The organism is Shewanella basaltis, assembly GCF_023283885.1.
Taxonomy (GTDB): Bacteria; Pseudomonadota; Gammaproteobacteria; order Enterobacterales; family Shewanellaceae; genus Shewanella; species Shewanella basaltis.
On the sequence record NZ_JAKILA010000002.1, the window covers coordinates 98,901 to 124,753 of the forward strand.

The following is a 25,853-nucleotide window of genomic DNA, read 5'->3' on the forward strand; positions in this document are numbered from 1 at the left end:
TCGAGGCGGCTTTGTTATAATATCGCCCCGTCCTAGTGCTTTCTTACAAGCACGTTTTTTTCCAACACATTTTCTCAGGTTCAGCATGACTACAAGGTATATCTTCGTTACTGGTGGCGTTGTTTCATCACTAGGTAAAGGCATTGCAGCAGCTTCGCTAGCAGCAATTTTAGAGGCGCGTGGCCTCAATGTAACCATTATGAAACTGGACCCATACATTAACGTCGATCCAGGAACCATGAGCCCAACTCAGCACGGTGAAGTATTTGTGACTGAAGATGGCGCTGAAACTGATCTTGACTTAGGTCATTATGAGCGTTTCATTCGTACAAAAATGAACCGTCGTAATAACTTTACCACAGGCCGTATTTACGAAGAAGTGCTTCGTAAAGAGCGTCGTGGCGATTACTTAGGCGCAACCATTCAGGTGATTCCGCACATCACGACAGCCATCAAAGAAAAAGTCATTGAAGGTGGTGAAGGGCATGATGTTGCAATCGTCGAGATTGGCGGCACTGTAGGTGATATTGAATCATTACCTTTCCTTGAGTCTATCCGTCAATTAGGTGCTGAACTAGGACGTGACCGCACTTTATTTATGCATTTAACCTTAGTTCCTTTCCTTGGGGCTGCGGGCGAAATCAAAACTAAACCGACACAGCATTCGGTTAAAGAGTTACGTTCTATTGGTATTGCGCCAGATGTATTGGTTTGTCGTGGTGACCGTGCCATCCCTGCCAATGAAAAAGCTAAAATCTCGTTATTTTGTAACGTAGAAGAACGTGCCGTTATTTCTTTAAAAGACGTTGACAGCATTTATAAAATACCTGCGTTATTACGTTCACAAGGTTTAGACGACCTTGTGATTAAACGTTTCCATTTAGACTGTAACGAAGCCGATTTGTCTGAATGGGAAAATGTGATTTACCAAGAAGCCAATCCAAATGGAGAAGTGACCATTGGTATGGTAGGTAAATATATTGAATTACCAGATGCCTATAAGTCAGTGAATGAAGCCTTAAAACATGCGGGTTTAAAAAATCGCGTGACAGTGAATATTAAGTACATTGATTCACAAACCGTTGAAGCCAAAGGCGAAGAAGTGTTACAAGGTTTAGACGGTATTTTAGTTCCTGGCGGCTTTGGTGAGCGCGGCGTAGAGGGGAAAATTTTTGCAGCTAAATTTGCTCGTGAAAACAACCTCCCTTATTTTGGTATCTGTTTAGGTATGCAGGTTGCGTTAATTGAGTTTGCGCGTCATGTCGCAGGTTTAGAAGGTGCGCACTCAACAGAGTTTAATCCACAATCACCTCATCCAGTTGTCGGACTGATTACTGAATGGATTAACGAAGATGGTGATGTAGAGAAACGCCATGAGTCATCTGACTTAGGTGGCACTATGCGTTTAGGTGCTCAGCTATGTCATTTAAAAGAAGGCTCTAAAGCGGCAATGGCCTATAACTCAACAACTTGTGTTGAACGTCATCGTCACCGTTATGAAGTCAATAACAACTACATTGAGCGTCTTGAAAAAGCAGGTTTAGTGTTTAGTGGCTTATCATCTGATCGTAAACTGATTGAAATGATTGAACTACCTAACCATCCTTGGTTTGTGGCAGGGCAATTTCACCCAGAGTTTACTTCAACGCCACGTGATGGACACCCATTGTTTGAAGGGTTTATTGCCGCTTCAGCAGCGTATCAAAAACGTGATTTAAGCTAATTAACGTTAGCCGCTAATGTTTCTGCATTAGCGGCTTTTTTGTTTAAGATACCTGCGTAAGATCAAATAATCGTATTATGAATACCCCACAGCGGTTAAAACTAAGTTGAAGCCAAGAACGATTCGATTTATCCTAAGCCCTATATAGAATAAAATTACTAAACTGAAAGTTACATACCAATAAATCGGCAATATCGATACTAAGTGAGTGGTTTATTGTTATTGGCTTTTAACTTTTATTAATTTTTTTAATTTACTGACACAGTACGAGGATATTATGGCTAACATTATTAAAGTGATTGGTCGCGAGATTATGGATTCGCGTGGCAACCCAACCGTAGAAGCAGAAGTGCATTTAGAAGGCGGTTATATGGGTATGGCTGCAGCCCCATCTGGTGCATCTACCGGTAGTCGTGAAGCATTAGAACTCCGTGACGGCGATAAAGCACGTTACTTAGGTAAAGGTGTACTTAAGGCTGTTGCTGCTATCAATGGTCCAATCGCCGAGGCTCTTAAAGGTAAAGATGCGCTAGCGCAAGCAGAGCTTGACCAAATTATGATCGATTTAGATGGCACAGAAAATAAAGCCAAATTTGGTGCTAATGCCATTCTTGCAGTATCGCTTGCTGCTGCTAAAGCTGCTGCTGCCGCTAAGCACGTTCCATTATATGCTCACATTGCTGATCTTAATGGCACTCCTGGTGTGTATTCTATGCCTCTTCCAATGATGAATATCATCAATGGTGGCGAACATGCTGACAATAGCGTTGATATTCAAGAGTTTATGATTCAACCAGTTGGTGCAAAAAACTTCCGTGAAGCTCTACGTATGGGTGCAGAAGTATTCCACAGCCTGGCTAAAGTATTAAAATCACAAGGTCATTCAACTTCTGTCGGTGACGAAGGTGGTTTTGCGCCAAACCTTGAGTCTAATGCTGCTGCGTTAGCTGCTATTAAAGTGGCAGTTTCAAATGCGGGTTACGAATTAGGCAAAGATATTACGCTTGCACTAGACTGCGCAGCTTCTGAGTTTTACAACAAAGAAGAAGGCATTTACGATCTTAAAGGTGAAGGTAAGCAGTTTACTTCAGAAGAGTTTAACTATTTCCTAGAAGATCTTGTTAACCAGTATCCAATCGTATCAATAGAAGATGGTTTAGATGAATCAGATTGGGATGGTTTTGCACATCAAACTAAACTTTTAGGTGACAAAATTCAGTTAGTGGGTGACGATTTATTTGTAACCAACACTAAAATCCTTAAGCGTGGTATCGACAACGGTATTGCCAACTCTATCCTGATTAAATTCAACCAAATTGGTTCATTAACCGAAACCTTGGCTGCAATTAAAATGGCTAAAGATGCTGGCTTTACGGCAGTGATCTCACACCGTAGTGGTGAAACTGAAGATTCAACTATTGCTGATTTAGCGGTAGGTACTGCTGCGGGTCAAATTAAAACGGGTTCGTTAAGCCGTAGTGACCGTGTTGCTAAATATAACCAATTACTTCGTATTGAAGAAGCATTAGGTGAAAAAGCACCATTTAATGGATTAAAAGAAGTGAAAGGCCAAGCATAATTTTTGCTTTAGCTTAAAAAAGGCCACCACTCGGTGGCCTTTTTTGTTGTACTATATCCAGTATACATTCTAAGGGTTAACACAACGTAACTTAATATTATGAAACGATTAATATTACTCATGATTGGATTACTGGCTATTTTGCAATATCGGCTCTGGCTAGGGGATAACAATTTATCAGAGTATTTTGTGCTGCAGACCCAGATTGATGCGCAGCAACAAAGTAACGAAAAGCTTGTGGCGCGTAATCAGATCCTTAAAGAAGAAATTATCGATTTAAAAAGTGGCACCGAAGCCATTGAAGAGCGTGCCCGAAACGAGCTTGGCATGGTCAAAGAAGGTGAAACATTTTACCGTGTGATTGGCACTGACTCCCGTGAGCAGCCGTTTAACCCATAGTTTTTCGTGTAAAACGTATGCACGTAAAATGGCGATCATCATTTTAATACTGGTTTACTATGCAAAATAATCCTCAATCAATTATTGCCATTGTTCCGGCTGCAGGTATAGGCAGTCGTATGGGGGCTGATAAACCAAAGCAATATTTACAGATCGGTCAACAGAGTATTTTGGCGCACACACTTGATGTGCTGTTATCTCACGATGATATTGCACATGTGATTGTTGCTTTGCACCCGCAAGATAAACACTTTAATGCCTTGCCTCAAGCGACACACCCAAAGCTTAGTCAGGTGATGGGCGGTGGTGAGCGGGCTGACTCTGTACTTGCGGCATTGGATTATGCGTTATCAATTCATCCTCAGGCTTGGGCGTTAGTACATGATGCCGCTAGGCCTTGCTTGCGCCATGAGGACATTAATAAATTGATAGGCTCAATTACGCAATACCCCCAAGGTGCCATTTTAGCCGCACCTGTGCGTGATACGATGAAGCGCAGTGATGTCAATGGCCTGATTACAAGTACCGTCGATCGTGCCTTATTATGGCATGCGTTAACGCCACAATTTTTTCCAATAAAAACGTTACATGACAATTTATCTAATGCTCTGGCTGCTAATGTTTTGATTACAGATGAAGCCAGTGCGATGGAATGGGCTGGGGTGATGCCCGGGCTTGTGAGTGGTCGTGCCGATAATATTAAAGTGACTCACCCAGATGATTTACACCTTGCGGCTTTATTTATGGCCCAAACATAATCAACACATGGTAATGGTAACCTCATCACAAGGAATAATATGAATATACGAATTGGGCATGGTTTTGATGTACATAAATTTGGCGGAGATAAGCCGCTTATTTTAGGTGGCGTCGTTGTGCCTTATGATACCGGTTTAATTGCCCATTCAGACGGTGATGTGATATTGCATGCGGTGAGTGATGCTATTCTGGGAGCCATGGCACTGGGTGACATTGGTAAGCACTTTCCGGATACTGATGCTAATTTTGCAGGTGCTGATAGCCGTGAATTACTTAAGCATTGTTATCGTCTTGCCAATCAAAAACAGTTTGTAATAGGTAATCTTGATGTCACCGTCATTGCCCAAGCGCCTAAAATGGCACCGCATATTGAGGCAATACGTCAATGTTTAAGTGACGATTTACAAACCGAGCTCGACAACATCAATGTCAAAGCGACCACCACTGAAAAACTGGGCTTTACCGGGCGTAAAGAAGGGATTGCGGTTGAGGCCGTGGTGCTGATGGTTAGTCAATCGCGTTAATAATATAGAGAATGTTTACCAGATGAATGAATTACATTACCTGTTGGGTAAACCGCAAAGCAAAGCTGATTTACGTACTCACAATAGTGACTTTATCGTTAAAGAAATTTTGCCATTTACCCCTACGGGTGAGGGTGAGCACCACATGGTGCATATTCAAAAAAATGGATTGAATACAGTTTATGTTGCAGAAATGCTGGCTAAATTTGCCAAGGTTCATCCTAAAGAAGTGACCTATGCTGGGCAAAAAGATAAAAATGCCGTTACTGAGCAGTGGTTTGGTATCCGTATTCCTGGTAAAGAAACCCCAGAATGGACGCAGCTTAACAGCGATAAACTGACTATTTTATCAAGCAGTCGCCACAGTAAAAAGTTACGTGTTGGTGCGCTACTGGGTAATCGTTTTGTCCTCACGTTACGCAATATTACCGATGAAGCAGATATTGAATCTCGCTTGCAACATATTGCAGCAACTGGCGTGCCTAATTATTTTGGCGAGCAACGTTTTGGTCATGATGGAAAAAACCTAGTTATGGGACGCCAGATGTTAAGTGGCGGCCGTAATATAAAAGATCGCAACAAACGCAGTATGTATTTATCAGCGGTGAGATCGAACATTTTTAATTTAGCGGTGTCACATCGCTTAGCAACAAAACAAATTAACACATTGACCGGCGATTGCGTCATGTTAGCTGGCAGTAAAAGTTACTTTACTGTTGATGCCTGGGACGAGGTGCTTAATAAGCGTTTAGCCGAAAAAGACATTCAACTTTCTGCTCCTTTGTGGGGACGAGGAAACACATTAGCGAAAGATGATGCATTGGCTCTTGAAATGGCAGCGCTCAAAAATGTTAGCGATGATTTACTGGCCCTTGAAAACGCAGGGTTAACTCAAGAGAGACGGCCTTTATTAGTCGAACCACAAGGGATGAAGTGGCAATTTGATAGCGATATATTAACCCTTGAGTTTATGTTACCAGCAGGCAGTTATGCGACTTCGGTACTGCGTGAACTTGCCGATTATCAGGATGTCCAAGAACAACAAAGACAGCTCATGGTTGCAGAACAACAAGCACAGCGTTTATTACAAGAAAATGCTGTACCGAGTAAAGAGTCGTAAACAATGATCAATATTTTAGTCAGCAATGATGACGGTGTAAGTGCCCCAGGGATTATTGCATTAACCCAGGCATTGAGTCAGTTCGCGCAGGTATTGACCGTAGCGCCAGATCGGAATTGCTCAGGCGCAAGCAATTCATTAACCTTGACTAATCCATTAAGAATTAATAACTTAGGGGGTGGTTATGTTTCGGTCAATGGCACGCCCACAGATTGTGTTCATTTAGCCATTAGGCAGTTGTGCCAACAAGAACCTGATATGGTGGTTTCTGGGATTAATGCAGGCGCCAATATGGGCGATGATACCCTCTATTCTGGTACGGTCGCTGCGGCGATGGAAGGGCGATTCTTAGGATTACCCGCAATCGCTATTTCGTTAGTGGGCAAGTCGTTAACTCATTATGATACCGCTGCGATTTATGCAGCAAAAATTGTAAGAGGGTTATTAGCGCATCCAATCAATCGCGATCAAATTTTAAACGTGAATGTGCCAGACTTGCCTGTTGAGCAAATTAAAGGGATTAAAGTCACACGTTTAGGGGCAAGACATAAAGCTGAAGACATGATAAAAACTCAAGACCCTGCCGGAAGAGATATTTATTGGTTGGGTCCTGTTGGTCGTGAACAAGATGCTGGTGAAGGTACTGATTTTGGTGCGGTTTCGCAGGGATACGTGTCGATAACACCGTTAACTGTTGATTTAACTGCATATAATCAACTTAACGGATTAGCTGAGTGGATAACAAAAATATGACTAGGGTCGCATTAACATCAGCAATGAATTTAGCAAAAAAGCTGTCTGACGCAGGGATCCGCCATCCGTCAGTTTTACATGCCGTTGCTAATACTCCGCGAGAGTTATTTCTTGATGATGCTTTAGCGCACAAAGCATATGAAAACACAGCACTGCCGATTGGTCAGGGCCAAACGATTTCACAACCTTATATCGTTGCACGCATGACTGAACTGTTATTGCAGCACAATCCGCAAAAAGTGCTCGAAATTGGTACTGGTTCTGGTTATCAGGCTGCGGTTTTGGCCTCAATCATTCCACAGTTATATACCATAGAACGTATTAAAGCTTTGCAAATTCAAGCTAGGCAAAGACTTAAACGACTCGATTTACACAATGTTTCATTTAAGTATGGCGATGGCTGGCAAGGGTGGTCTAATCGTGGGCCATTTGACGGTATTATGGTTACCGCTGCAGCCGCGACGGTTCCGCAAGCTTTACTTGAGCAACTGGCTGATCATGGGGTGTTAATTATTCCCGTTGGCGAAGACACCCAGCAACTGCTTAAAATTACCCGTATTGGAACTCAGTTCCAATCAGAAATAATAGAAGCAGTTAAATTTGTGCCGTTAGTGAATGGTGAATTAGCATAAAAAGATGACTTCTGCTTCATGTTAGTCTGCGCACGATATTTTATCGTGTAGAATAGTGTTTGTTTGCATAGTACCCATGTATTTTCCTTAAGGACATTGTTTGATGAATACCGGTTGGCCAAATGGTTTGGTCTTAGCAATTATGCTGACAGGGTGTAGCTTTCAAGCTGAACGTCCCGCGCCGGTTGAAAGTTTATCATCAAAAAATCACGGCCCTCGATATCACAAAGGTTCACTTAAGGCTCATCAGTACAAAGTTAAAAAAGGTGACACTCTTTACTCTATCGCTTGGGGGGCTGGGCGACATTTTCTTGAGCTTGCCAGAGAAAATAACCTGCAGGCACCTTATACGATTTATCCAGGTCAAATCCTTAATTTAGCAAGTTCGCAACGCTCAGTTGTTGCGGCGGTTAATCCATCGCAATCTTCTGTTTCTAGTGTGCAAACCCAGGCAGTTACTCAGCCTTATTCATCTGTCTCTAATCGTTCTCATTTGGAAACAATCAACGCAGCGGAAGTGAAAAAGCCGCAGCCAGTGGTCGTATCAGACAGAACGCAAAAAGATCTTGATCACAATGTAAAGCCTGCGTATTCTGTAACAACTACCCAACAAAATGTTAACCAAAATGCAAGCAGTCCTGTCGCAAACTTGCCTCAACAAGTTCAGCAATGGCACTGGCCAGTTAGAGGCCGAATAATCGGGTATTTTTCAGCTTCAGAACAAGGCAATCAGGGGATTAAGATTGCTGGTAATCGCGGTGATGTTATTAAAGCCGCCGCAGATGGTAGAGTTGTATATGCAGGCAATGCGCTTCGAGGATATGGCAACTTAGTGATTATCAAACATAATGATGATTTTTTAAGTGCTTATGCTCATGCAGATACAATCACGGTTAAAGAAAAGCAATATGTTAGTGCTGGGCAAACAGTTGCAAAAATGGGCAGTACAGGGACAAACCAAGTGATGCTTCACTTTGAGGTGCGTTATCACGGTAAGTCAGTTAACCCATTACGATATCTACCTAAACAGTAATTGTTTAGCAACATAAATAAAGGAGGATAAGCAGTGTAGTAGATTACATATCACAACTTACGGTTTGGGAGAGCAACTATGAACAGCAAAAAAAGTACTGCTATTGCAGAACAACTTGTCGATGTAGCTAAACAACCACAAGAGGTTGCAACCAAAAATGGCGACTTGGTGCAGCAACTCGAAATTGAAGACAAAGTCCAAGATGACTTACAAAAAAATCTTGATGCCACTCAATTATATTTAGGTGAAATTGGTTTTTCTCCTCTGCTTACCGCTGAAGAAGAAGTCTATTTTTCACGTAAAGCCCTCAAAGGTTGCGAACAGTCTCGTAACCGCATGATAGAAAGTAATTTACGTCTCGTCGTTAAAATTTCCAGAAGATACAACAATCGCGGTTTAGCTTTGCTCGATCTTATTGAAGAAGGCAATTTAGGCCTGATCAGAGCTGTCGAAAAATTTGATCCAGAACGTGGTTTTCGGTTTTCGACTTATGCAACGTGGTGGATTAGGCAGACCATTGAACGTGCCATTATGAATCAAACTCGCACTATCCGACTGCCAATTCATGTTGTAAAAGAATTAAATGTTTATTTGCGTACAGCAAGGCAACTTGCGCAAAAACTTGACCATGAGCCTACCGCAGAAGAAATTGCTGAAAAACTTGATGTGTCAACCGGTGATGTTAGCCGTATGCTCAAACTAAACGAGCGAATTACTTCAGTTGATTCACCTTTAGGTGGTGATAATGAAAAAGCATTACTGGACGTGATTGCAGACGACGATTCTGTTGGTCCAGATCATCAAGTGCAAAATGAAGATCTCGCAAATTCAATTGTAGGTTGGTTAAATGAGCTTAATACCAAACAACGTGAGGTACTGGCTAGACGTTTTGGTTTATTAGGTTATGAGCCATCAACTCTTGAAAACGTTGGCGCTGAGATTGGTTTAACTCGTGAACGTGTTCGTCAAATTCAAGTTGAAGCATTAAAGCGTTTAAAAGATTTGCTCGGTGCACAAGGCTTGTCAGTCGAAGCCTTATTTAGAGATTAGTTTTTACTGCGGTAACTCTAAGCCATCAAAAAGGACACATATTCGTGTCCTTTTTTGTGTTAATACCAATCAGGATTAATGATTGGTAAAACGCTAACGTGCTAAACGCTTCAACTCGTACAATAAATCGAGAGCTTGTTTAGGGGTTAAATCATCTGGATTGATTTGCGCAAGTTTATCCATAGCCGGTGATGGCTCTGGCATAGGCGCCAGTAAATTCATGCTCACCTGTGAGGGTGCCTGTTCAGAAGCGACATTATCGCGATTCTCTAATTGGTGTAATTTATGTTTAGCAGCCTTAATAACCTGAGGTGGAACGCCGGCTAAGGCGGCTACTTGTAACCCGTAGCTTTTGCTTGCAGCGCCTTCTTGGACTGCATGCATAAATGCGATGGTATCGTCATGTTCGATGGCATCTAAATGCACGTTGACGACCGCGGGTAATAACTCTGGCAGCTGTGTTAACTCAAAATAATGTGTTGCAAATAGGGTTAAGGCGCTGACTTGTTTAGCAAGATACTCAGCAGCAGACCACGCGAGTGACAAACCATCAAAGGTCGAGGTTCCGCGGCCAATTTCATCCATTAATACCAAACTATTAGCGGTAGCATTGTGTAAGATGTTAGCCGTTTCGGTCATCTCAACCATAAAGGTTGAACGACCAGAGGCAAGGTCATCGGAAGCTCCAATTCGAGTAAATATACGGTCGATCTCACCAATTTGAGCGGCATCAGCAGGAACAAAACAACCAATATGAGCCATTAAGGTGATCAATGCTACTTGACGCATATAAGTTGATTTACCGCCCATATTAGGGCCGGTGACAATTAACATTTTACGTTGTGTCGTTAAGCTAACGGGATTAGCAATAAAGGCTGACTGACTGACCTGCTCAACCACAGGGTGTCGGCCAGCATCAATATTAATTCCGATATCACTCGTCATTTGCGGGCATCGGTAATTGAGGGTTTCAGCGCGCTCGGCAAAATTACTTAATACATCTAACTGTGCTGCTGCAGTGGCAAAGGCTTGCAGTTCTTGCAATTTTGGCAAGAGTAAGTCAAACAGTTGTTCCCATAATTGTTTTTCAAGTGCTAGCGCTTTACCTTGGCTTGAAAGCACTTTTTCTTCGTACTCTTTAAGCTCTGGGGTGATATAGCGTTCAGTGCCTTTTAATGTCTGGCGGCGTTGGTAGCTTAATGGCACTTTATCTGCTTGTAAGCGGCTAACTTCAATGTAATAACCATGTACTCGGTTATAGCCAACTTTTAAGGTGCTAATGCCTGTTTGCTGCTTTTCTCTGGCTTCAAGTTCAACCAAGTAATCATTAGCACCTTCACTTAGTTTGCGCCATTCATCTAGCTCAGCGTGATAACCGGGTTTAATTACACCACCATCACGAATTAACATTGGTGGGTTATCGACAATTGCACGTTCGAGCAGGTCATGTTGCTCAGGAAACTCGCCTAATTGTATCGCTAAAGTTGATAATTGCTGTTGCTGGCACCCACACAGGGTTTGCTGAATTGTTGGCAACAATGCTAACGCTTGCTTTAAACGTGAAAAATCTCGCGGTCTGGCACTGCGCAGGGCAAGGCGCGCCATAATACGTTCAATATCACCTAGGCTTTTAAGTTGGTCATGGAGTGTATGGTAAAGATCGTGATCAATTAATTCATTGACTGCGCCGTGGCGTAATTGAATGGCGTTACGATCACGAAGGGGTTCGTGGATCCAACGTTGTAACATACGGCTGCCCATTGGGGTCGCGGTATTGTCTAGCACCCAGGCTAAAGTGTTATCACGCCCGCCAGATAAATTTTGGGTTAGCTCTAAGTTACGACGCGTCGCTGCATCTAAAATGATTGATTCAGATTGATTGAAGCGCACAATGGAATTGATGTGCGGTAAGGCCATTTTTTGGGTGTCTTTGACATACTGCATTAAGCAACCAGCGGCTTGTAGCGCCAAACGTGCGTCGCTTATTCCAAAACCATGTAAATCTTTAGTGCCAAACTGGTTGAGCAATAAATTAACACAGGTATCGTAATCAAATTCCCACTCTGGACGTCGGCGAATACCTTTCATGTGGTTGATTAACAGCATGTCGGTAAAATCTTCGCTATACAGTAATTCTGCTGGATGAGTACGCTGTAATTCGGCTTCTAATGCTTCTCGGGTCGGCAATTCAGCAATCACAAAACGCCCAGATGAAATATCAAGTGTGGCATAGCCAAAACCACTTTTGCCTTGATAGAGCGCCGCAAGCAGGTTGTCTTGTTTTTCTTGTAGTAGTGCCTCATCAGTTAACGTGCCTGGGGTCACAATGCGCACCACTTGGCGTTCAACCGGTCCTTTTGATGTGGCAGGATCGCCAATTTGTTCACATATCGCGACAGACTGGCCGATTTGCACCAGTTTAGCTAAATAGCCTTCAACAGCATGGTAAGGAATACCTGCCATTGGGATTGGGTCGCCGCCGCTTTTACCGCGAGCTGTGAGTGAAATCCCTAATAGTTCAGAGGCTTTCTTGGCGTCATCATAGAATAACTCGTAAAAATCGCCCATTCGATAAAAGAGTAACATGTCAGCATGAGCGGCTTTTAGGCTCAGATATTGACGCATCATAGGGGTATGTTTTTCTAAATCGCTGGTATCAATTACAGTCATTATGGACACTTCACTCTATCAATCTTGAGACGTGGTTCTTTAATGGCGCTAATCTTAACAATTTTTATCATCAGGGTATAAATCAATTCACATTAAAAATATTGGTTAAATAAAATGTTGATGTAAAAAGCCTATTTAACTTGAATTAAAAAAAAATACCATCAGCACTTGATACTGTATGACTATACAGTATACTGGTGGACATATTGAAATGAGTATTCGCATTTCACCTTAATACAAATCGCATTTTACTAAACGTATTGAATGCCTTAAGAGGGTTTTACAATGAAGGTTGATCCAAATAAAGAGAAAGCACTTGCCGCCGTTTTAGGTCAAATTGAAAAGCAATTTGGTAAAGGCTCAATTATGAAGTTGGGCGAAGATCGCACAATGGACGTTGAAACTATCTCTACCGGTTCACTTTCATTAGACGTTGCTTTAGGGGCTGGTGGTTTACCAATGGGCCGTATCGTTGAAATTTACGGGCCAGAGTCATCAGGTAAAACAACCCTAACACTTGAAGTGATTGCAGCTGCTCAACGTCAAGGTAAAACCTGTGCGTTTATCGATGCAGAGCACGCATTAGATCCTATTTATGCGAAAAAGCTTGGTGTTGATATCGATAACCTATTGTGTTCTCAACCCGATACCGGTGAGCAGGCTCTTGAAATTTGTGATGCACTAACTCGCTCTGGCGCGGTTGACGTTATTATTGTTGACTCAGTTGCTGCATTAACGCCTAAAGCTGAAATTGAAGGTGAAATTGGTGATTCACACATGGGCTTAGCAGCACGTATGATGAGCCAAGCAATGCGTAAGCTTGCGGGTAACCTTAAGCAGTCAAATACGTTACTTATTTTCATTAACCAAATCCGTATGAAAATCGGTGTTATGTTTGGTAACCCTGAAACCACAACCGGTGGTAATGCACTTAAGTTTTATGCGTCTGTGCGTTTAGATATTCGCCGTACAGGTGCTGTAAAAGACGGTGATGAAGTTGTCGGCAACGAAACCCGTGTAAAAGTGGTTAAAAATAAAGTTGCTGCGCCATTTAAGCAGGCAGAGTTCCAAATTTTATATGGCCAAGGGATTAACCGTACAGGTGAACTCGTTGATTTAGGCGTGCTTCACAAAATCGTCGATAAAGCGGGTGCATGGTACAGCTACAAGGGCGAAAAGATTGGTCAAGGTCGTGCAAATGCAGGTAAATTCTTAACTGACAATCCAGCAATTGCCGCAGAAATTGATGCTACTCTACGCACAATGTTACTGGCTAGCGGTGGGGCGAGCTCATCAAGCGCTGACGACGGTGATGAAAACATCGATTTCGAAACCGGTGAAGTATTCTAAATTTGTACTTTACATGTGAAAGTTTACCGATGAGTGATTAGATTTTCATTCAATCGGTCATTAATATCGTGATAAGTATTTCAGCTTATCACGATTTTTTTTGCATGAAAATTCAATAAATAATTCTGGCTATTCATGGCGTAAGAGCATATGAACTTCATAATAATCCTAGGGGAAATTGTTCTAATGTGTTCATAAATAATTTTATGACTGTATAAGCTAAGAAATAACTGATGAAATAATGGACACCATTATATTTCAAGCCACTTACGAAAGTTTGCTGTGCGAGTTTTACTTGTTATGAATATTTCAGAATAACCTTTGAGATAAAGTGCCAAAGTTTCTTTATTATAAGTTTCAAATTTAACTAAACTATTGATGTTAATGATATCTGAACGATTAATTCTAAAAAATAACTTAGGATCTATTTGAGTTTCGATTTGGCTAAGATTAGTTTCAGATAATATGTGATACTGATTTTGATGATCGCCAGCTAAAATCGTACCGTTTGCAGCGCGAAAGCAGCTTATATCGACCACATTGAGCATTTCATTTATTCCATTTTGTTTAATGATAAATCGTTGTTTAAAATGGATCTGTGGAAGGCTTTTGGGGTGGTTAAAAAGCGCATGGTAATTAGCTACAGCCTGACTAAAACGCTTAAATGAAAATGGTTTTAACAAATATTCAATCCCTTGATGCTGGAAGGCATCCATCCAAAAGTCATTGTAAGATGTTGTAAAAATAACCGGGCAAGGAAGATCTATCTGCTCAAGTGCAGTAAAAACTTGGCCATCATTAAGCTCTATATCACTAAACAATAAATCTAATGTTTGTGCTTTACCAAAAAAGTGAACAACTTCATCAATACTCGTTAATGTGGCTATTATCTGTGCATCAGGCCACTGTATATGTATATAACCACTCAATTTACTCGCTGCGAGCAGCTCATCTTCTATAATGACGATTCTCATTTAAGCTCCTGCGCTTGAATAGCTTTAGTCTGTACTAAGGGTAAGCTTAGGGAAAAAGTTTCATTTGATTTTTCAATGCTAATTTCTCTTTTAATTAAAAGCTTACAGCGTTCGTTTAGATTTCGTAAACCTAGATTTAGGCTGTTAGGATGTGTTGTAACATATTTGGGTTTATAACTATTAACAATCACTAGACTGCTTTCATTATTACTAATATAAATACTCAAAGGGTAAGTTTTACTAAGCTGGTTATGCTTAACAATGTTTTCTAAGGCGAGTTGTAAAGCACCAGATACAAGCTCAACTTGGTTTGGGACTAAACTAATATCGATCTTAAAATCAAAAGCGTTGGGGAATCGTTTGTTCAATAAATATAAATATCGATCGGTAAATTCGAGTTCTTTTTCTAAGCTAATCAACTGATTTTTATGAGTTTCAAGCATATAACGGTAAAGGCTACAAAATGAATCTAAAAAATCATCAGCTTCATCTGGATCTTGTTGTATTAAAGCAGAAAGCACATTGAGGTTATTAAATAAAAAGTGTGGGTCTAATTGCTGCTGCAATGCATTGATTTGGCTTTTTGCAAGTAGGTTTTGTGTATCAACATAAGCTATGTGCTGCTGTTTTGCTTCATTAAAAAGAAGAACTGCTAATAAGGTCCCCCCTAGAAGCAGATGCAATAACATACTCAAAATTATGGTCAGTACTACATGTCGTAAATCGATATTAACTAAACCAATAATCGATTCAAAAGCCAGAACAAAAATGGTATTAAATAAAATAAATATTGAACCGCTCGCTAAATAAACTTTAGCGATTGAGGTAACATTTGACAGCTTATTTTTTAATGTGATGTTATAACTTTTGTACGTTAACCATTGCGCAAAAAAACACTGCAGAGCAAGCCAAAATGGTGCATCTGGATGGTAGTTTAAAGGTTGGTCTGCTGAGGTTTGTGCCATGGCTGTATAAAATACCACTAAATGAGTTAAGCCTAAAATTGCAATAATATTTAGTAATTTAGTGGTATGTTTTTTCATGATTTTATTATAGTTTTTGGTCATCAGGAAGTCTGAGTACCATATTACCTTGGGCATCTAAAAACTCAAGTTTAGCGATACCTTCTTTATCGACAATCATGCGAATACGAGTTTGACCCTGTTTGTCATGAAGCTTTAGCATCGCATCACCATTCAATGTGCCATAAAAAGCTCGATTATTGGCGCTTAACATTCCTTGTTTCTCGAGTTCTTCAAGTTTTTTCTTGGCATTAAGATCTCCATTTTCGTTTGCTTTTTCCAGAGCGATTTGTTCCGCGATGGGTAAGGTAGAGCGATCAATAATTCTCATACCTGTAACCATGTAGTCATCTTCTTCTATGTGTTGCAGCGTCATTGTTTGATCTTGGTTATAGCGATCAAATGACATATGCAGTCCGTGACTGACTTTACCGTCCTTTTCTTTGCCCATGAATATAAGTCCACCGTTTTCGGTGCCTTCATCATTATAAAATATCATTCCTGGTCTAGAGCCCACATCCACAAACTCTTTTCCTTTATAAATACCTTTTGGAGAGAATTCAGAATTGGCGATAACGATTCTTGGATGCCCTGAGCTTTCCAATACTTTAAGGCTTTTAACTGTAATATGTTCGAAGTCAACTGTGCTTGGTTTATTAATAAATGTATTCGCTGTAATTGCAGTTAGCCCTAGAGCAAATAGAATATTTATGGCCTTTTGTGATGATGTCGTTTTATTTAAAGTGTTCATTTTTCTATTCCTTTTAGCTTGATTGAACAAGTAATGCGTTTTTTGATAGAGCAAGCATATGTAAAATACGTTTTGCGACATACAAAGAAGCGATAAGCGGAAGGAATTTAGGGATAATTGGGGGGAGAATCGAGTTAAAGTAAAATGTTGCCGATAACACTTGGAAAAGATATGGCTGAATGGTGGTTTTTTGTACCAATAAAAAAATTGTTTCTGTATACAAAAAATATCTTACAAACACGAGCGTTGTACATGGCCAGCTCTCGCAACCAATCTAGTTTTGAGTATATAATGCAAGCAATCGAGCTTGTTATGCTAATAACATTATTTATTCAATATTTTCCAATATTAGGGCGATGTCATGTTTGATACCACCGCAAAATTACGAAGTGCTTTTTTGACCTATTTTGAATCTCACGGTCACCAAATTGTCGACAGCAGTTCCCTTGTACCACATAACGATCCTACTTTGCTGTTTACCAATGCGGGTATGAACCAGTTTAAAGATGTGTTCCTGGGCATAGACAAGCGAAGCTATACTCGCGCCACGACATCGCAACGTTGTGTCCGTGCTGGCGGTAAGCACAACGATTTAGATAACGTAGGTTATACCGCTCGTCATCACACCTTTTTTGAAATGCTCGGTAACTTCAGTTTTGGTGACTATTTTAAAGAAGAAGCCATTCGATTTGCGTGGACATTTTTAACTGAAACTTTAAAACTGCCAAAAGAGCGTTTGTGCGTCACTATTTATGAAACCGACGATGAAGCGTATGACATCTGGACCCAAAAAATTGGCGTACCTGCAGAAAGCATGATCCGTATCGGTGACAATAAAGGTGCTGCGTTTGCTTCAGATAATTTTTGGCAAATGGGTGACACTGGACCTTGTGGCCCTTGTAGTGAAATTTTTTATGATCATGGCGATCACATTTGGGGTGGACGTCCTGGCACTCCTGAAGAAGATGGTGACCGTTTTATTGAAATTTGGAACATTGTTTTTATGCAATATAACCGTCAAGCCGACGGTGAAATGTTACCACTGCCTAAGCCTTCAGTGGACACAGGTATGGGTATCGAGCGTATTGCAGCTATCATGCAAGGTGTTCATTCAAACTACGAAATCGACATCTTTAAGCAATTAATTGCCAAAGCTGCTGAAATTATTGGCGTTTCAGATTTAGAGAATAAATCTCTGCGTGTAATTGCTGACCATATTCGTTCGTGTGCGTTTTTAGTTGCTGATGGTGTGATGCCATCTAACGAAGGTCGCGGTTATGTATTACGCCGTATTATTCGCCGTGCTGTTCGCCACGGTAACAAGTTAGGCGCCAATGAAGCGTTTTTCTATAAGTTAGTACCCACTTTAATTAGTGTGATGGGCGATGCAGCTATTGGGTTAAAAGCCATGCAAGCAATCGTTGAAAAAGCATTAAAAGCAGAAGAAGAACAGTTTGCTCGCACATTAGAACGTGGATTAGTGATTTTAGATGGTGCGTTAAATTCACTTAACGGTGACACTCTAGATGGTGAAACTGTCTTTAAACTTTACGACACCTACGGTTTCCCTGTCGATTTAACGGCAGACGTTTGTCGTGAGCGTGATATTAACGTAGACGAAGCTGGTTTTGAAGCGGCTATGGCCGAACAAAGAAGCCGTGCTCAAGCTGCAGGTAATTTTGGTGCCGACTACAACAGTCACTTAATTATTGATGCTGAAACGGCTTTTTGTGGTTATACAGAGCTCACGGGTGAATCTACCGTGACAGGTTTGTATGTTGATGGCAAAGCGGTTGAGCAGGTAGTTGCTGGCCAAAATGCCATTGTGGTACTAGCCAATACGCCATTTTATGCTGAATCAGGCGGGCAGGTTGGTGATAAAGGTCTACTTACGGCACAAGGTGTTGAGTTTACGGTAAACGATACGCAGAAGTTTGGTCAAGCGACAGGTCATCAAGGCCAATTAGCTCAAGGTCAGTTAGTGCTAGGGCAAACCTTAACAGCACAAGTGGATAAAAAATTACGTCATCGCACGCAATTAAACCACTCAGTGACGCATTTACTGCATGCTGCATTGCGTCAAGTATTAGGCACACACGTAACTCAGAAAGGGTCGTTAGTGAATCCTGAGCGTTTGCGTTTTGACTTTTCGCATTTTGAAGCGGTTAAACCGTCAGAGCTAAAAGCGGTCGAAGAACTCGTGAACACCCAAATTCGCCGTAATCATCAATTGAAAACCGCTGAAATGGCCATTGATGAAGCCAAAGAAAAAGGCGCCATGGCGCTGTTTGGTGAAAAATACGATGAGCAAGTACGTGTTGTTACCATGGGTGATTTCTCTATCGAGTTATGTGGTGGTACCCATGTGGGTCGTACAGGTGATATTGGCCTATTCAAAATTACGACAGAAGGCGGTATCGCAGCGGGTGTACGTCGTATTGAAGCGGTAACAGGTGCCGCTGCGATGAGCTATGTTGCTGAACAACAAGCTATGTTAGATGAAGCCGCACAACTGCTTAAATCTGACAATGCGTCAGTAGTCGCTAAGTTAAAAGCGCAGCTTGATAAAGTAAAACAGCTTGAAAAAGATTTATCGCAACTTAAAGATAAATTAGCCGCAGCAGCCAGTGCTGATATGGCCGGCGATGCAAAAGACATCAAAGGTGTAAAAGTGCTTGTTAAGATGATGGACGGGGTAGACCCTGGTTCATTACGTGGTTTACAAGATGAGTTAAAGCAAAAGCTTAAATCAGCTATTATTGTGCTTGGTACAGCCAAAGACGGTAAGGTAAACCTAATTGCAGGTGTTAGCAATGACTTAACCAAGCAAGTGAAAGCGGGTGAGTTAGTTGCAATGGTGGCTCAACAAGTTGGTGGTAAAGGTGGTGGACGCCCTGATATGGCTCAAGCTGGTGGCACACAACCTGAAAACCTAGCAGCTGCATTAGCGTCAGTTGAACCATGGATTGTTGAACGTTTGAGTTAACATCGCGCTAAATTTGGGTGTTATTTGGCACTTAAGGTATAAAGTCTAAGATATTCAGCTTTATAACTTGAGTGCCAACTGTAGATTTGGCATAGTGAAGTAACTCGTTAACAGTAGACGTGTTAAAGGGAATGCTGGGTAATAAGTTGTGATTTCAACCCGTGTGCGTAGTACACAAGGTCATTAATGGTTTATTCCTGTCGTTTTGTTTTGGGTTTTGCTGTTTGATTTATTTAATGGCGTGATGAGTGTAAATATGATGAATTTGCGCTTGTGTCGCATAGTTAACTGATAATTTCGTTAGACTAGAAGATTTCAGAATAGATAATGCTTTAAAAACCGACGTATTTAGAAATAGATACTATGCTTTTATGTAAAGCAGACCTTATAATAAACGCATATTACGGACAAAGCGTGTTATGCAGCTTGAACTAAAGGAGCAATAGAATGCTAATTTTGACTCGTCGTGTAGGCGAAACATTAATGATTGGTGATGAAGTCACTGTGACAGTGTTAGGTGTTAAAGGTAACCAGGTACGTATTGGTGTTAATGCACCTAAAGAAGTGTCGGTTCACCGTGAAGAGATCTATCAACGTATTCAATCAGAAAAGTCAGGCCCAACTTCTGAAGGTGGCAACTACTAATTTCGGCTGTTTTTGTCCGATTAAAATAAAGTCAGCAATTTGCTGGCTTTTTTTGTGTTTAAAAAATCATTCAGGATGAGTACACATCCGTTGTTAAACCAAAGATCTCGATTGTTACCGTTTGATCGCTACTCGATGACTCAAGATAAATATTTGCATTGCTAAACGTCGATATGATTAATGAACCTGAGCTCGGGATAATAAATGCCTTTCAAACAGTCCTTTGCCCTGCTCACTGCGTTGAATCGACTTACAATAGGCTAGCTATTGACGCGTCAATTCGTCTTGTTAGCAGAACAAATGACAAGCTTGAAAGTGAGAATGGGTAACATGTTGATTTTAAATAGTATAAGTTCATCCCTTACCCCGAGCTCAGGTTAATGAGCAAAACAGTCGACCGGTTAGTTTTAGTTGGGCTGTGTTTTGATGTTTTTTAAGCTGCTGTCGACAGGTTATAAAGAATCTTCATAGGTTCCGATCGTTGTCTATTGCCAAGGCTAATGTTTGGTAATAAAAATATCCAGAACCCTGGGCCTGTTGATCTTTCAAGGTTGCTTTTGCAGTGAATTGTTGGCCATTACTCATATACAAGTGCGCGGCAGAGACTTTGAGGTGTAGTTATTCTACATAAAAAGTCGATAACGCAGTAAAAATGACCAACAAACGCTGCCCGAAAGGTTCGGCTAAAAACGTTTTACTCTTTGCTAATAAAGAGTTGCTTAGAAGACTAGGCATTAATCTATGCGCCTCGATTAAAACGTTTTTAACTCGAACAAAATTTAACCTGCAAAGATTAGCAGGCCCTAGTATTCGTAAAAATGAATACAGTTTTTTCGACTATTTGAGGCTATTATCCTCAATGTGATTAAAAACACTCCAAATGGTGATAGGTTTCCTAAAAAGGGTTTGACTTATTTTCGTCAAACAGTAATATGTGCGCCAAGAAAACGGAGAGGTGGCCGAGTGGCCGAAGGCGCTCCCCTGCTAAGGGAGTATGGGCTTTAACTCCCATCGAGGGTTCGAATCCCTCCTTCTCCGCCATTTCTTACTATAGATAAATCGATGCGGATGTAGCTCAGCTGGATAGAGTACCTGGCTACGAACCAGGCGGTCGGAGGTTCGAATCCTCCCATCCGCACCATTTTCTATAATGTTAATATCATGAATGCGCGTGTAGCTCAGCTGGATAGAGTACCTGGCTACGAACCAGGCGGTCGGAGGTTCGAATCCTCCCACGCGCAGCATTCATATTATACAAAACCCAAATTTCGCGCGTGTAGCTCAGCTGGATAGAGTACCTGGCTACGAACCAGGCGGTCGGAGGTTCGAATCCTCCCACGCGCACCATTTTTGCGGAGAGGTGGCCGAGTGGCCGAAGGCGCTCCCCTGCTAAGGGAGTATGGGCTTTAACTCCCATCGAGGGTTCGAATCCCTCCTTCTCCGCCATTTATTGTATTAGTTGGATTTTTGTCGCTAAGTAATAAATGGCATGTTGTACCGATTTTGCGCGTGTAGCTCAGCTGGATAGAGTACCTGGCTACGAACCAGGCGGTCGGAGGTTCGAATCCTCCCACGCGCACCATATTAAAAACGCCCTGTATTGATATAGGGCGTTTTTTTATGCCTGTTTATTAGCATGCCCATGTGTTCCATTCTCGCTTTGTAGCCTATCAGGGCACTTATTGATCTATTTTAGGCTGCGTCGCTATGCAGTGATGGTTGGTTTCTTAAATCGCGATCGCCCAGAGTTAAAGCTGCTGAGCTATTCCTTTAAGGGCTGTAGTGCTTTGCGTGACGTCGAAAAACCCAGTTTGCAACTTTGCTAAACCCTCGCTAAGTCTTCACTTATTAACACACAATAGTGTTGCTCACATTTTTATTCATTTTAGCTGCTTAATTTAGATTTTCTTGTGTGAGGGGGATGTGCGATGTGCTTTTTATGTATGTTATTTTAACGTTAATATTAGTGATTTTGCGATTTTTCGGTATTTTATGGTTTGTTAGTTATTGAATCGTTATTTATTGTTACCATATTTTGAATATTATTCTGTTGCACTGTCATGGAACAGGTTTTTTGGTAAGACCAATTTACAAAAAGATAGTAATTTTGGCGTATATTGTTTATATTTTGTGACAGTATTTTGAGTTTATATTACCGTAATAGCGATGTTTACTCCTATAAATGCTGTATTAATCTTATTTTGAGTTGAATATTTATGCTTGCTTAATTAGCGCATGTTAATCGGTATTCTAAACTGGGCAGCTAATAGATTAGCGTTTATATCGCACAGGTATGGTGCATTAACATTCCCACAGAAACTCAACGAAGCACGATAAAACTTTAATAAAAAAGCGAGGACACATGACATCAATATCTGAGCAATTATCCGATGCGCTGGGCATCATGATAATGGGCATGGGCTTAGTGTTTACCTTTTTAAGTATCTTGATTGTAGGTATCGGTATTGTTGCTAAGCTTTTTCCAGCACCTGTTGCTATGCCTTCGCAACCAGTACCAAGCACTTCTGGCCAGCCTGCTTTAGATCCTAAGTTGGTTACTGCTATCACCTCTGCGATACATCAATACCGCGCGAAATAATTTGGAGTCAATATGAGCAAGCCTTTAGCATTAACCGACGTTGTCCTACGTGACGCGCATCAATCAATACTTGCAACACGATTACGTATCGACGATATGCTGCCAATTGCACCTTTATTAGACAAGGTCGGATTCTGGTCACTTGAATCATGGGGTGGGGCCACATTTGACTCTTGCATTCGTTATCTAGGTGAAGATCCATGGGATCGCATTCGTGAATTAAAAAAAGCCATGCCTAATACGCCACAGCAAATGTTATTGCGTGGACAAAATTTATTAGGCTACCGCCATTATGCCGACGATGTGGTGACTCGTTTTGTTGAGCGCGCCCATACCAATGGTGTAGATGTATTCCGTATTTTTGATGCCATGAACGATGTGCGTAACCTTGAGACAGCGGTAAAAGCCGTTAAAAATGTTGGCGGCCATGCCCAAGGTACTATCTCATTTACAACCAGTCCTGTTCATACCATTGACACTTGGGTGGATATGGCTAAGCGCCTAGAAGATATGGGGGCTGACTCATTATGTATTAAAGATATGGCTGGTTTATTAAAGCCAATGCAGGCTTACGAACTCATTAGCCGTTTAAAATCTCAAACAGACTTAATGGTGTCGATGCATTGCCATGCCACCACAGGGTTAAGCACCGCAACTTATCAAAAGGCCATAGAAGCGGGAGTTGATGTACTCGATACCGCGATATCTTCAATGAGCCAAACCTATGGTCATAGTGCAACCGAAACACTGGTTGCTATGGTTGAGGACACGGACAGAGCCACCGGCTACGACATGGTGCTGTTAGAAGAAATAGCAGCTTACTTCCGTGAGGTTCGCAAAAAATATGTGCGTTTTGAAGGGGCATTAAAGGGTATCGACTCGCGTATTTTACGCGCTCAAGTGCCTGGCGGCATGCTAACCAATATGGAAAACCAATTAAAAGAGCAGGGGGCATCAGACAAAATGGATGCCGTGCTTGAGGAAATCCCACGGGTACGAGAAGATCTCGGGTTTTTACCCTTGGTTACACCAACGTCACAAATTGTGGGATCGCAATCGGTTATTAATGTGCTGATGGGTGAGCGCTATAAGTCGATGACGAAAGAAACTGAAGGGGTGTTAAAAGGCGAATATGGCGCAACGCCCGCGCCAGTAAATGCAGAATTACAAGCCAGAGTATTAAAAGGTGAGGCGCCTATTACGTGTCGACCAGCCGATTTGATTGCGCCTGAACTAGATAAACTGCGCACAGAATTAGCTGATAAAGCCAAAGAGCAAGGTTTTACATTAGCAAGCGAATCTGATGACGATGTTATGACCTATGCGCTGTTCAACCAGATTGGATTACAGTTCTTGAAAAATCGCGGTAATCCAGATGCCTTTGAACCTGTTCCAAGTGCAGATGACTTGCAGGTCAAGGCCGATAAAGGGCCGCAAACTTACACGGTCAATGTTGAGGGGCAAAGCTTTGTTGTAGAAGTTAGCGAAGGTGGCGATATTAATACGATTGCCCCTGTCGCAACGGCACCGAGCGCTCCGGCTCAGGTTGCGCCAGCCGCTGTGGGTGACATTAAATGCAGTATGTCTGCGCCGCTCTCAGGTAACATCTTTAAAGTGCTGGTAAGCAACGGTCAAGCGGTTAAATCGGGTGAAGTGCTCATTATTTTAGAAGCAATGAAGATGGAAACCGAAATTCGTGCACCACAAGATGGTGTGATTGCCAATCTTGCCGTGAAGCAAGGCGACAGTGTGACTGTTGGTTCTGCATTACTTGCATTAGCATAAGAGGTCGAAATGGAAGGATTAATGGCCTTTTGGTCTGAAACAGGTATTGCCAACTTTTCTGGCGGCCAGCTTTTAATGATGGCTGTGGGGTGTTTGTTATTATTTTTAGCAATTGCAAAAGGGTTTGAGCCACTTTTACTGTTACCCATTGGTTTTGGGGCTATTCTCGCAAACATCCCTAATGCGGGTTTTACAGAAGAAGGTGGATTACTCTATTTTGCCTATCACGTAGGTATTGAAACAGGGATTTTTCCACTGCTTATTTTTATGGGCGTAGGGGCACTGACCGATTTTGGTGCTTTAATTGCTAACCCTAAAACCTTGTTACTAGGCGCAGCAGCCCAATTTGGTATTTTTGCCACATTATTGGGGGCCATCGCGCTTAATGCGGTACCTGGATTTGAATTTACTATGCAAGATGCGGCAGCCATTGCCATTATTGGTGGTGCTGACGGCCCAACGGCCATTTTCTTGGCTTCTAAACTTGCTCCAGAATTATTAGGCGCTATTGCTGTAGCTGCCTATTCTTACATGGCATTAGTGCCGCTTATTCAGCCACCTATCATGAAATTACTCACCACCAAAGCAGAACGAGCCATCAAGATGGAGCAGTTACGTGAAGTGAGCAAAAAGGAAAAAATTATTTTTCCTTTGATGGTGTTGGGTATGACGATTCTCTTTTTGCCTGCAGCCACACCTTTAGTCGGGATGTTCTGCTTAGGTAACTTAATGAAAGAGTCTGGCGTGGTTGACCGCCTGTCAAAAACAGCACAAAACGAGCTAATCAATATTGTAACCATTTTTTTAGGGCTTGCAGTGGGCTCAAAGTTATCTGCTGAGCAGTTTTTACGCATTGAAACTTTAGGTATTTTAGTCCTAGGAGCCGTTGCTTTTAGTATAGGTACCGCGGCGGGGGTATTAATGGCTAAGTTAATGTGTAAGTTGTCTGGTGGAAAAGTTAACCCATTAATTGGGGCTGCTGGCGTTTCAGCTGTACCTATGGCTGCTCGTGTCGTCAATAAAGTTGGTTTAGAGTCAAATGACCAAAACTTCTTACTTATGCACGCAATGGGGCCCAATGTTGCCGGTGTACTTGGCAGTGCGGTTGCTGCTGGTGTGTTGTTGGCTGTATTGGGTTAAAGCCACGTTAATGTTATTAAATCCAAGCCAGTGCAAATGCACTGGCTTTTTTACTTCTACCTCTTTTGGAACATATTGGTGCACTAAAGATGTATTGTTGCACTGTTGTGGCATTACACTCATTGTGCACACAAATTTCAATGTGTTATTTATCAACCACTTAACGGGTTGGCACGAATGATGAATGTTAAACTTTGCACTATTAAATAACTCTTTGGGGGTTATTAAGTTAGCAAATTATCCTTAACTAACTGAAATGTATGGTGTACTAAAAGTAATTTTTAGCAAAGGCGCTATCGAGATATTCCTTAATGGGTATCCGAGGCGCTTTTTTTATGGGCAATTTTCATCAATGGGGA

At 41.6% G+C, this 25,853-nt stretch carries 20 protein-coding genes and 6 tRNA genes; 22 read left to right on the top strand and 4 right to left on the bottom strand.

What is annotated here, in order from left to right; genetic code table 11:
• The first annotated feature begins 85 nt into the window (after positions 1-85).
• From pyrG to rpoS, 10 genes are all read left to right on the top strand, one after another.
• On the top strand, positions 86-1,723 hold the full coding sequence (gene pyrG / locus L2703_RS02225; protein WP_248969522.1) for a CTP synthase: 1,638 nt from the start codon (positions 86-88) through the stop codon (positions 1,721-1,723).
• 277 nt (positions 1,724-2,000) lie between these two features.
• A complete protein-coding gene (gene eno, locus L2703_RS02230; RefSeq protein WP_248969523.1) occupies positions 2,001-3,302 on the top strand; it encodes a phosphopyruvate hydratase in 1,302 nt (433 codons plus the stop codon).
• 99 nt (positions 3,303-3,401) lie between these two features.
• Positions 3,402-3,701 carry a cell division protein FtsB gene (gene ftsB, locus L2703_RS02235; protein ID WP_248969524.1) on the top strand — a complete coding sequence of 100 codons (300 nt, stop codon included), beginning with the start codon at positions 3,402-3,404 and terminating at the stop codon, positions 3,699-3,701.
• A 59-nt stretch (positions 3,702-3,760) separates the two neighbouring features.
• Positions 3,761-4,459 carry a 2-C-methyl-D-erythritol 4-phosphate cytidylyltransferase gene (gene ispD, locus L2703_RS02240; protein WP_248969525.1) on the top strand — a complete coding sequence of 233 codons (699 nt, stop codon included), beginning with the start codon at positions 3,761-3,763 and terminating at the stop codon, positions 4,457-4,459.
• Positions 4,460-4,498: 39 nt separating this feature from the next.
• On the top strand, positions 4,499-4,984 hold the full coding sequence (gene ispF, locus L2703_RS02245) for a 2-C-methyl-D-erythritol 2,4-cyclodiphosphate synthase (RefSeq protein ID WP_248969526.1): 486 nt from the start codon (positions 4,499-4,501) through the stop codon (positions 4,982-4,984).
• Positions 4,985-5,006: 22 nt separating this feature from the next.
• Positions 5,007-6,104: a tRNA pseudouridine(13) synthase TruD gene (truD, locus tag L2703_RS02250; RefSeq protein WP_248969527.1), complete on the top strand. Its 1,098-nt coding sequence runs from the start codon at positions 5,007-5,009 to the stop codon at positions 6,102-6,104.
• Between the two features lie 3 nt (positions 6,105-6,107).
• Positions 6,108-6,857: a 5'/3'-nucleotidase SurE gene (gene surE / locus L2703_RS02255; protein WP_248969528.1), complete on the top strand. Its 750-nt coding sequence runs from the start codon at positions 6,108-6,110 to the stop codon at positions 6,855-6,857.
• Complete coding sequence (locus L2703_RS02260) at positions 6,854-7,489, top strand: protein-L-isoaspartate(D-aspartate) O-methyltransferase (RefSeq protein ID WP_248969710.1); 636 nt, start codon at positions 6,854-6,856, stop codon at positions 7,487-7,489. The genes surE and L2703_RS02260 overlap by 4 nt, the downstream gene beginning before the upstream one ends.
• 100 nt (positions 7,490-7,589) lie before the next feature.
• Positions 7,590-8,522: a peptidoglycan DD-metalloendopeptidase family protein gene (locus tag L2703_RS02265; protein WP_418358348.1), complete on the top strand. Its 933-nt coding sequence runs from the start codon at positions 7,590-7,592 to the stop codon at positions 8,520-8,522.
• A gap of 78 nt (positions 8,523-8,600) precedes the next feature.
• A complete protein-coding gene (rpoS, locus tag L2703_RS02270; RefSeq protein WP_248969530.1) occupies positions 8,601-9,572 on the top strand; it encodes an RNA polymerase sigma factor RpoS in 972 nt (323 codons plus the stop codon).
• A 93-nt stretch (positions 9,573-9,665) separates the two neighbouring features.
• Here the strand turns inward: rpoS and mutS are convergent, their stop codons facing one another.
• Positions 9,666-12,242: a DNA mismatch repair protein MutS gene (gene mutS / locus L2703_RS02275; RefSeq protein ID WP_248969531.1), complete on the bottom strand. Its 2,577-nt coding sequence runs from the start codon at positions 12,240-12,242 to the stop codon at positions 9,666-9,668.
• 285 nt (positions 12,243-12,527) lie between these two features.
• On the opposite strand from mutS, the gene recA reads away from it, so the two are divergent.
• Positions 12,528-13,592 (top strand): recombinase RecA, encoded by a 1,065-nt coding sequence (recA, locus tag L2703_RS02280; RefSeq protein WP_248969532.1) that lies wholly within the window; start codon positions 12,528-12,530, stop codon positions 13,590-13,592.
• 251 nt (positions 13,593-13,843) lie between these two features.
• Here recA and L2703_RS02285 read toward each other — a convergent pair whose 3' ends face one another.
• Genes L2703_RS02285 through L2703_RS02295 form a run of 3 tightly spaced genes read right to left on the bottom strand, consistent with a single transcriptional unit; the run spans position 13,844 to position 16,339 of the window.
• Positions 13,844-14,566 carry a LytR/AlgR family response regulator transcription factor gene (locus L2703_RS02285; protein WP_248969533.1) on the bottom strand — a complete coding sequence of 241 codons (723 nt, stop codon included), beginning with the start codon at positions 14,564-14,566 and terminating at the stop codon, positions 13,844-13,846.
• Positions 14,563-15,633: a sensor histidine kinase gene (locus tag L2703_RS02290; protein ID WP_248969534.1), complete on the bottom strand. Its 1,071-nt coding sequence runs from the start codon at positions 15,631-15,633 to the stop codon at positions 14,563-14,565. Before L2703_RS02290 ends, L2703_RS02285 begins: the two co-directional genes overlap by 4 nt.
• Positions 15,617-16,339, bottom strand: a complete 723-nt coding sequence (locus L2703_RS02295; RefSeq protein WP_248969535.1) for a hypothetical protein — start codon at positions 16,337-16,339, stop codon at positions 15,617-15,619. Before L2703_RS02295 ends, L2703_RS02290 begins: the two co-directional genes overlap by 17 nt.
• 361 nt (positions 16,340-16,700) lie before the next feature.
• Between L2703_RS02295 and alaS the strand changes: the two genes are divergently transcribed.
• From alaS to L2703_RS02355, 11 genes are all read left to right on the top strand, one after another.
• Complete coding sequence (gene alaS, locus L2703_RS02300; RefSeq protein WP_248969536.1) at positions 16,701-19,325, top strand: alanine--tRNA ligase; 2,625 nt, start codon at positions 16,701-16,703, stop codon at positions 19,323-19,325.
• A 447-nt stretch (positions 19,326-19,772) separates the two neighbouring features.
• Positions 19,773-19,970: a carbon storage regulator CsrA gene (gene csrA, locus L2703_RS02305; RefSeq protein WP_248969537.1), complete on the top strand. Its 198-nt coding sequence runs from the start codon at positions 19,773-19,775 to the stop codon at positions 19,968-19,970.
• A gap of 949 nt (positions 19,971-20,919) precedes the next feature.
• A tRNA-Ser gene (locus L2703_RS02315) sits at positions 20,920-21,011 on the top strand.
• A gap of 23 nt (positions 21,012-21,034) precedes the next feature.
• Positions 21,035-21,111 (top strand) — tRNA-Arg (locus L2703_RS02320).
• 26 nt (positions 21,112-21,137) lie between these two features.
• A tRNA-Arg gene (locus L2703_RS02325) sits at positions 21,138-21,211 on the top strand.
• A gap of 29 nt (positions 21,212-21,240) precedes the next feature.
• A tRNA-Arg gene (locus L2703_RS02330) sits at positions 21,241-21,317 on the top strand.
• Positions 21,318-21,324: 7 nt separating this feature from the next.
• Positions 21,325-21,416: transfer RNA gene (locus L2703_RS02335), tRNA-Ser, on the top strand.
• Between the two features lie 59 nt (positions 21,417-21,475).
• Positions 21,476-21,552: transfer RNA gene (locus tag L2703_RS02340), tRNA-Arg, on the top strand.
• A gap of 780 nt (positions 21,553-22,332) precedes the next feature.
• Positions 22,333-22,569: an OadG family transporter subunit gene (locus tag L2703_RS02345; protein WP_248969538.1), complete on the top strand. Its 237-nt coding sequence runs from the start codon at positions 22,333-22,335 to the stop codon at positions 22,567-22,569.
• A gap of 12 nt (positions 22,570-22,581) precedes the next feature.
• Positions 22,582-24,354, top strand: a complete 1,773-nt coding sequence (oadA, locus tag L2703_RS02350) for a sodium-extruding oxaloacetate decarboxylase subunit alpha (protein ID WP_248969539.1) — start codon at positions 22,582-22,584, stop codon at positions 24,352-24,354.
• Between the two features lie 9 nt (positions 24,355-24,363).
• Positions 24,364-25,494 (top strand): sodium ion-translocating decarboxylase subunit beta, encoded by a 1,131-nt coding sequence (locus tag L2703_RS02355; RefSeq protein ID WP_248969540.1) that lies wholly within the window; start codon positions 24,364-24,366, stop codon positions 25,492-25,494.
• Positions 25,495-25,853: the final 359 nt, after the last annotated feature.

What these genes read in the sequence shown, in the direction of transcription:
- eno (WP_248969523.1), top strand. Translation starts at nt 2,001, where the DNA reads ATGGCTAACATTATTAAAGTGATTGGTCGCGAGATTATGGATTCGCGT.
- rpoS (WP_248969530.1), top strand. Translation starts at nt 8,601, where the DNA reads ATGAACAGCAAAAAAAGTACTGCTATTGCAGAACAACTTGTCGATGTA.
- L2703_RS02295 (WP_248969535.1), bottom strand. Translation starts at nt 16,339, where the DNA reads ATGAACACTTTAAATAAAACGACATCATCACAAAAGGCCATAAATATT.
- pyrG (WP_248969522.1), top strand. Translation starts at nt 86, where the DNA reads ATGACTACAAGGTATATCTTCGTTACTGGTGGCGTTGTTTCATCACTA.
- L2703_RS02345 (WP_248969538.1), top strand. Translation starts at nt 22,333, where the DNA reads ATGACATCAATATCTGAGCAATTATCCGATGCGCTGGGCATCATGATA.
- surE (WP_248969528.1), top strand. Translation starts at nt 6,108, where the DNA reads ATGATCAATATTTTAGTCAGCAATGATGACGGTGTAAGTGCCCCAGGG.
- alaS (WP_248969536.1), top strand. Translation starts at nt 16,701, where the DNA reads ATGTTTGATACCACCGCAAAATTACGAAGTGCTTTTTTGACCTATTTT.
- L2703_RS02260 (WP_248969710.1), top strand. Translation starts at nt 6,854, where the DNA reads ATGACTAGGGTCGCATTAACATCAGCAATGAATTTAGCAAAAAAGCTG.
- ispF (WP_248969526.1), top strand. Translation starts at nt 4,499, where the DNA reads ATGAATATACGAATTGGGCATGGTTTTGATGTACATAAATTTGGCGGA.
- ispD (WP_248969525.1), top strand. Translation starts at nt 3,761, where the DNA reads ATGCAAAATAATCCTCAATCAATTATTGCCATTGTTCCGGCTGCAGGT.
- oadA (WP_248969539.1), top strand. Translation starts at nt 22,582, where the DNA reads ATGAGCAAGCCTTTAGCATTAACCGACGTTGTCCTACGTGACGCGCAT.
- L2703_RS02355 (WP_248969540.1), top strand. Translation starts at nt 24,364, where the DNA reads ATGGAAGGATTAATGGCCTTTTGGTCTGAAACAGGTATTGCCAACTTT.
- mutS (WP_248969531.1), bottom strand. Translation starts at nt 12,242, where the DNA reads ATGACTGTAATTGATACCAGCGATTTAGAAAAACATACCCCTATGATG.
- L2703_RS02290 (WP_248969534.1), bottom strand. Translation starts at nt 15,633, where the DNA reads ATGACCAAAAACTATAATAAAATCATGAAAAAACATACCACTAAATTA.
- truD (WP_248969527.1), top strand. Translation starts at nt 5,007, where the DNA reads ATGAATGAATTACATTACCTGTTGGGTAAACCGCAAAGCAAAGCTGAT.
- csrA (WP_248969537.1), top strand. Translation starts at nt 19,773, where the DNA reads ATGCTAATTTTGACTCGTCGTGTAGGCGAAACATTAATGATTGGTGAT.
- recA (WP_248969532.1), top strand. Translation starts at nt 12,528, where the DNA reads ATGAAGGTTGATCCAAATAAAGAGAAAGCACTTGCCGCCGTTTTAGGT.
- ftsB (WP_248969524.1), top strand. Translation starts at nt 3,402, where the DNA reads ATGAAACGATTAATATTACTCATGATTGGATTACTGGCTATTTTGCAA.
- L2703_RS02285 (WP_248969533.1), bottom strand. Translation starts at nt 14,566, where the DNA reads ATGAGAATCGTCATTATAGAAGATGAGCTGCTCGCAGCGAGTAAATTG.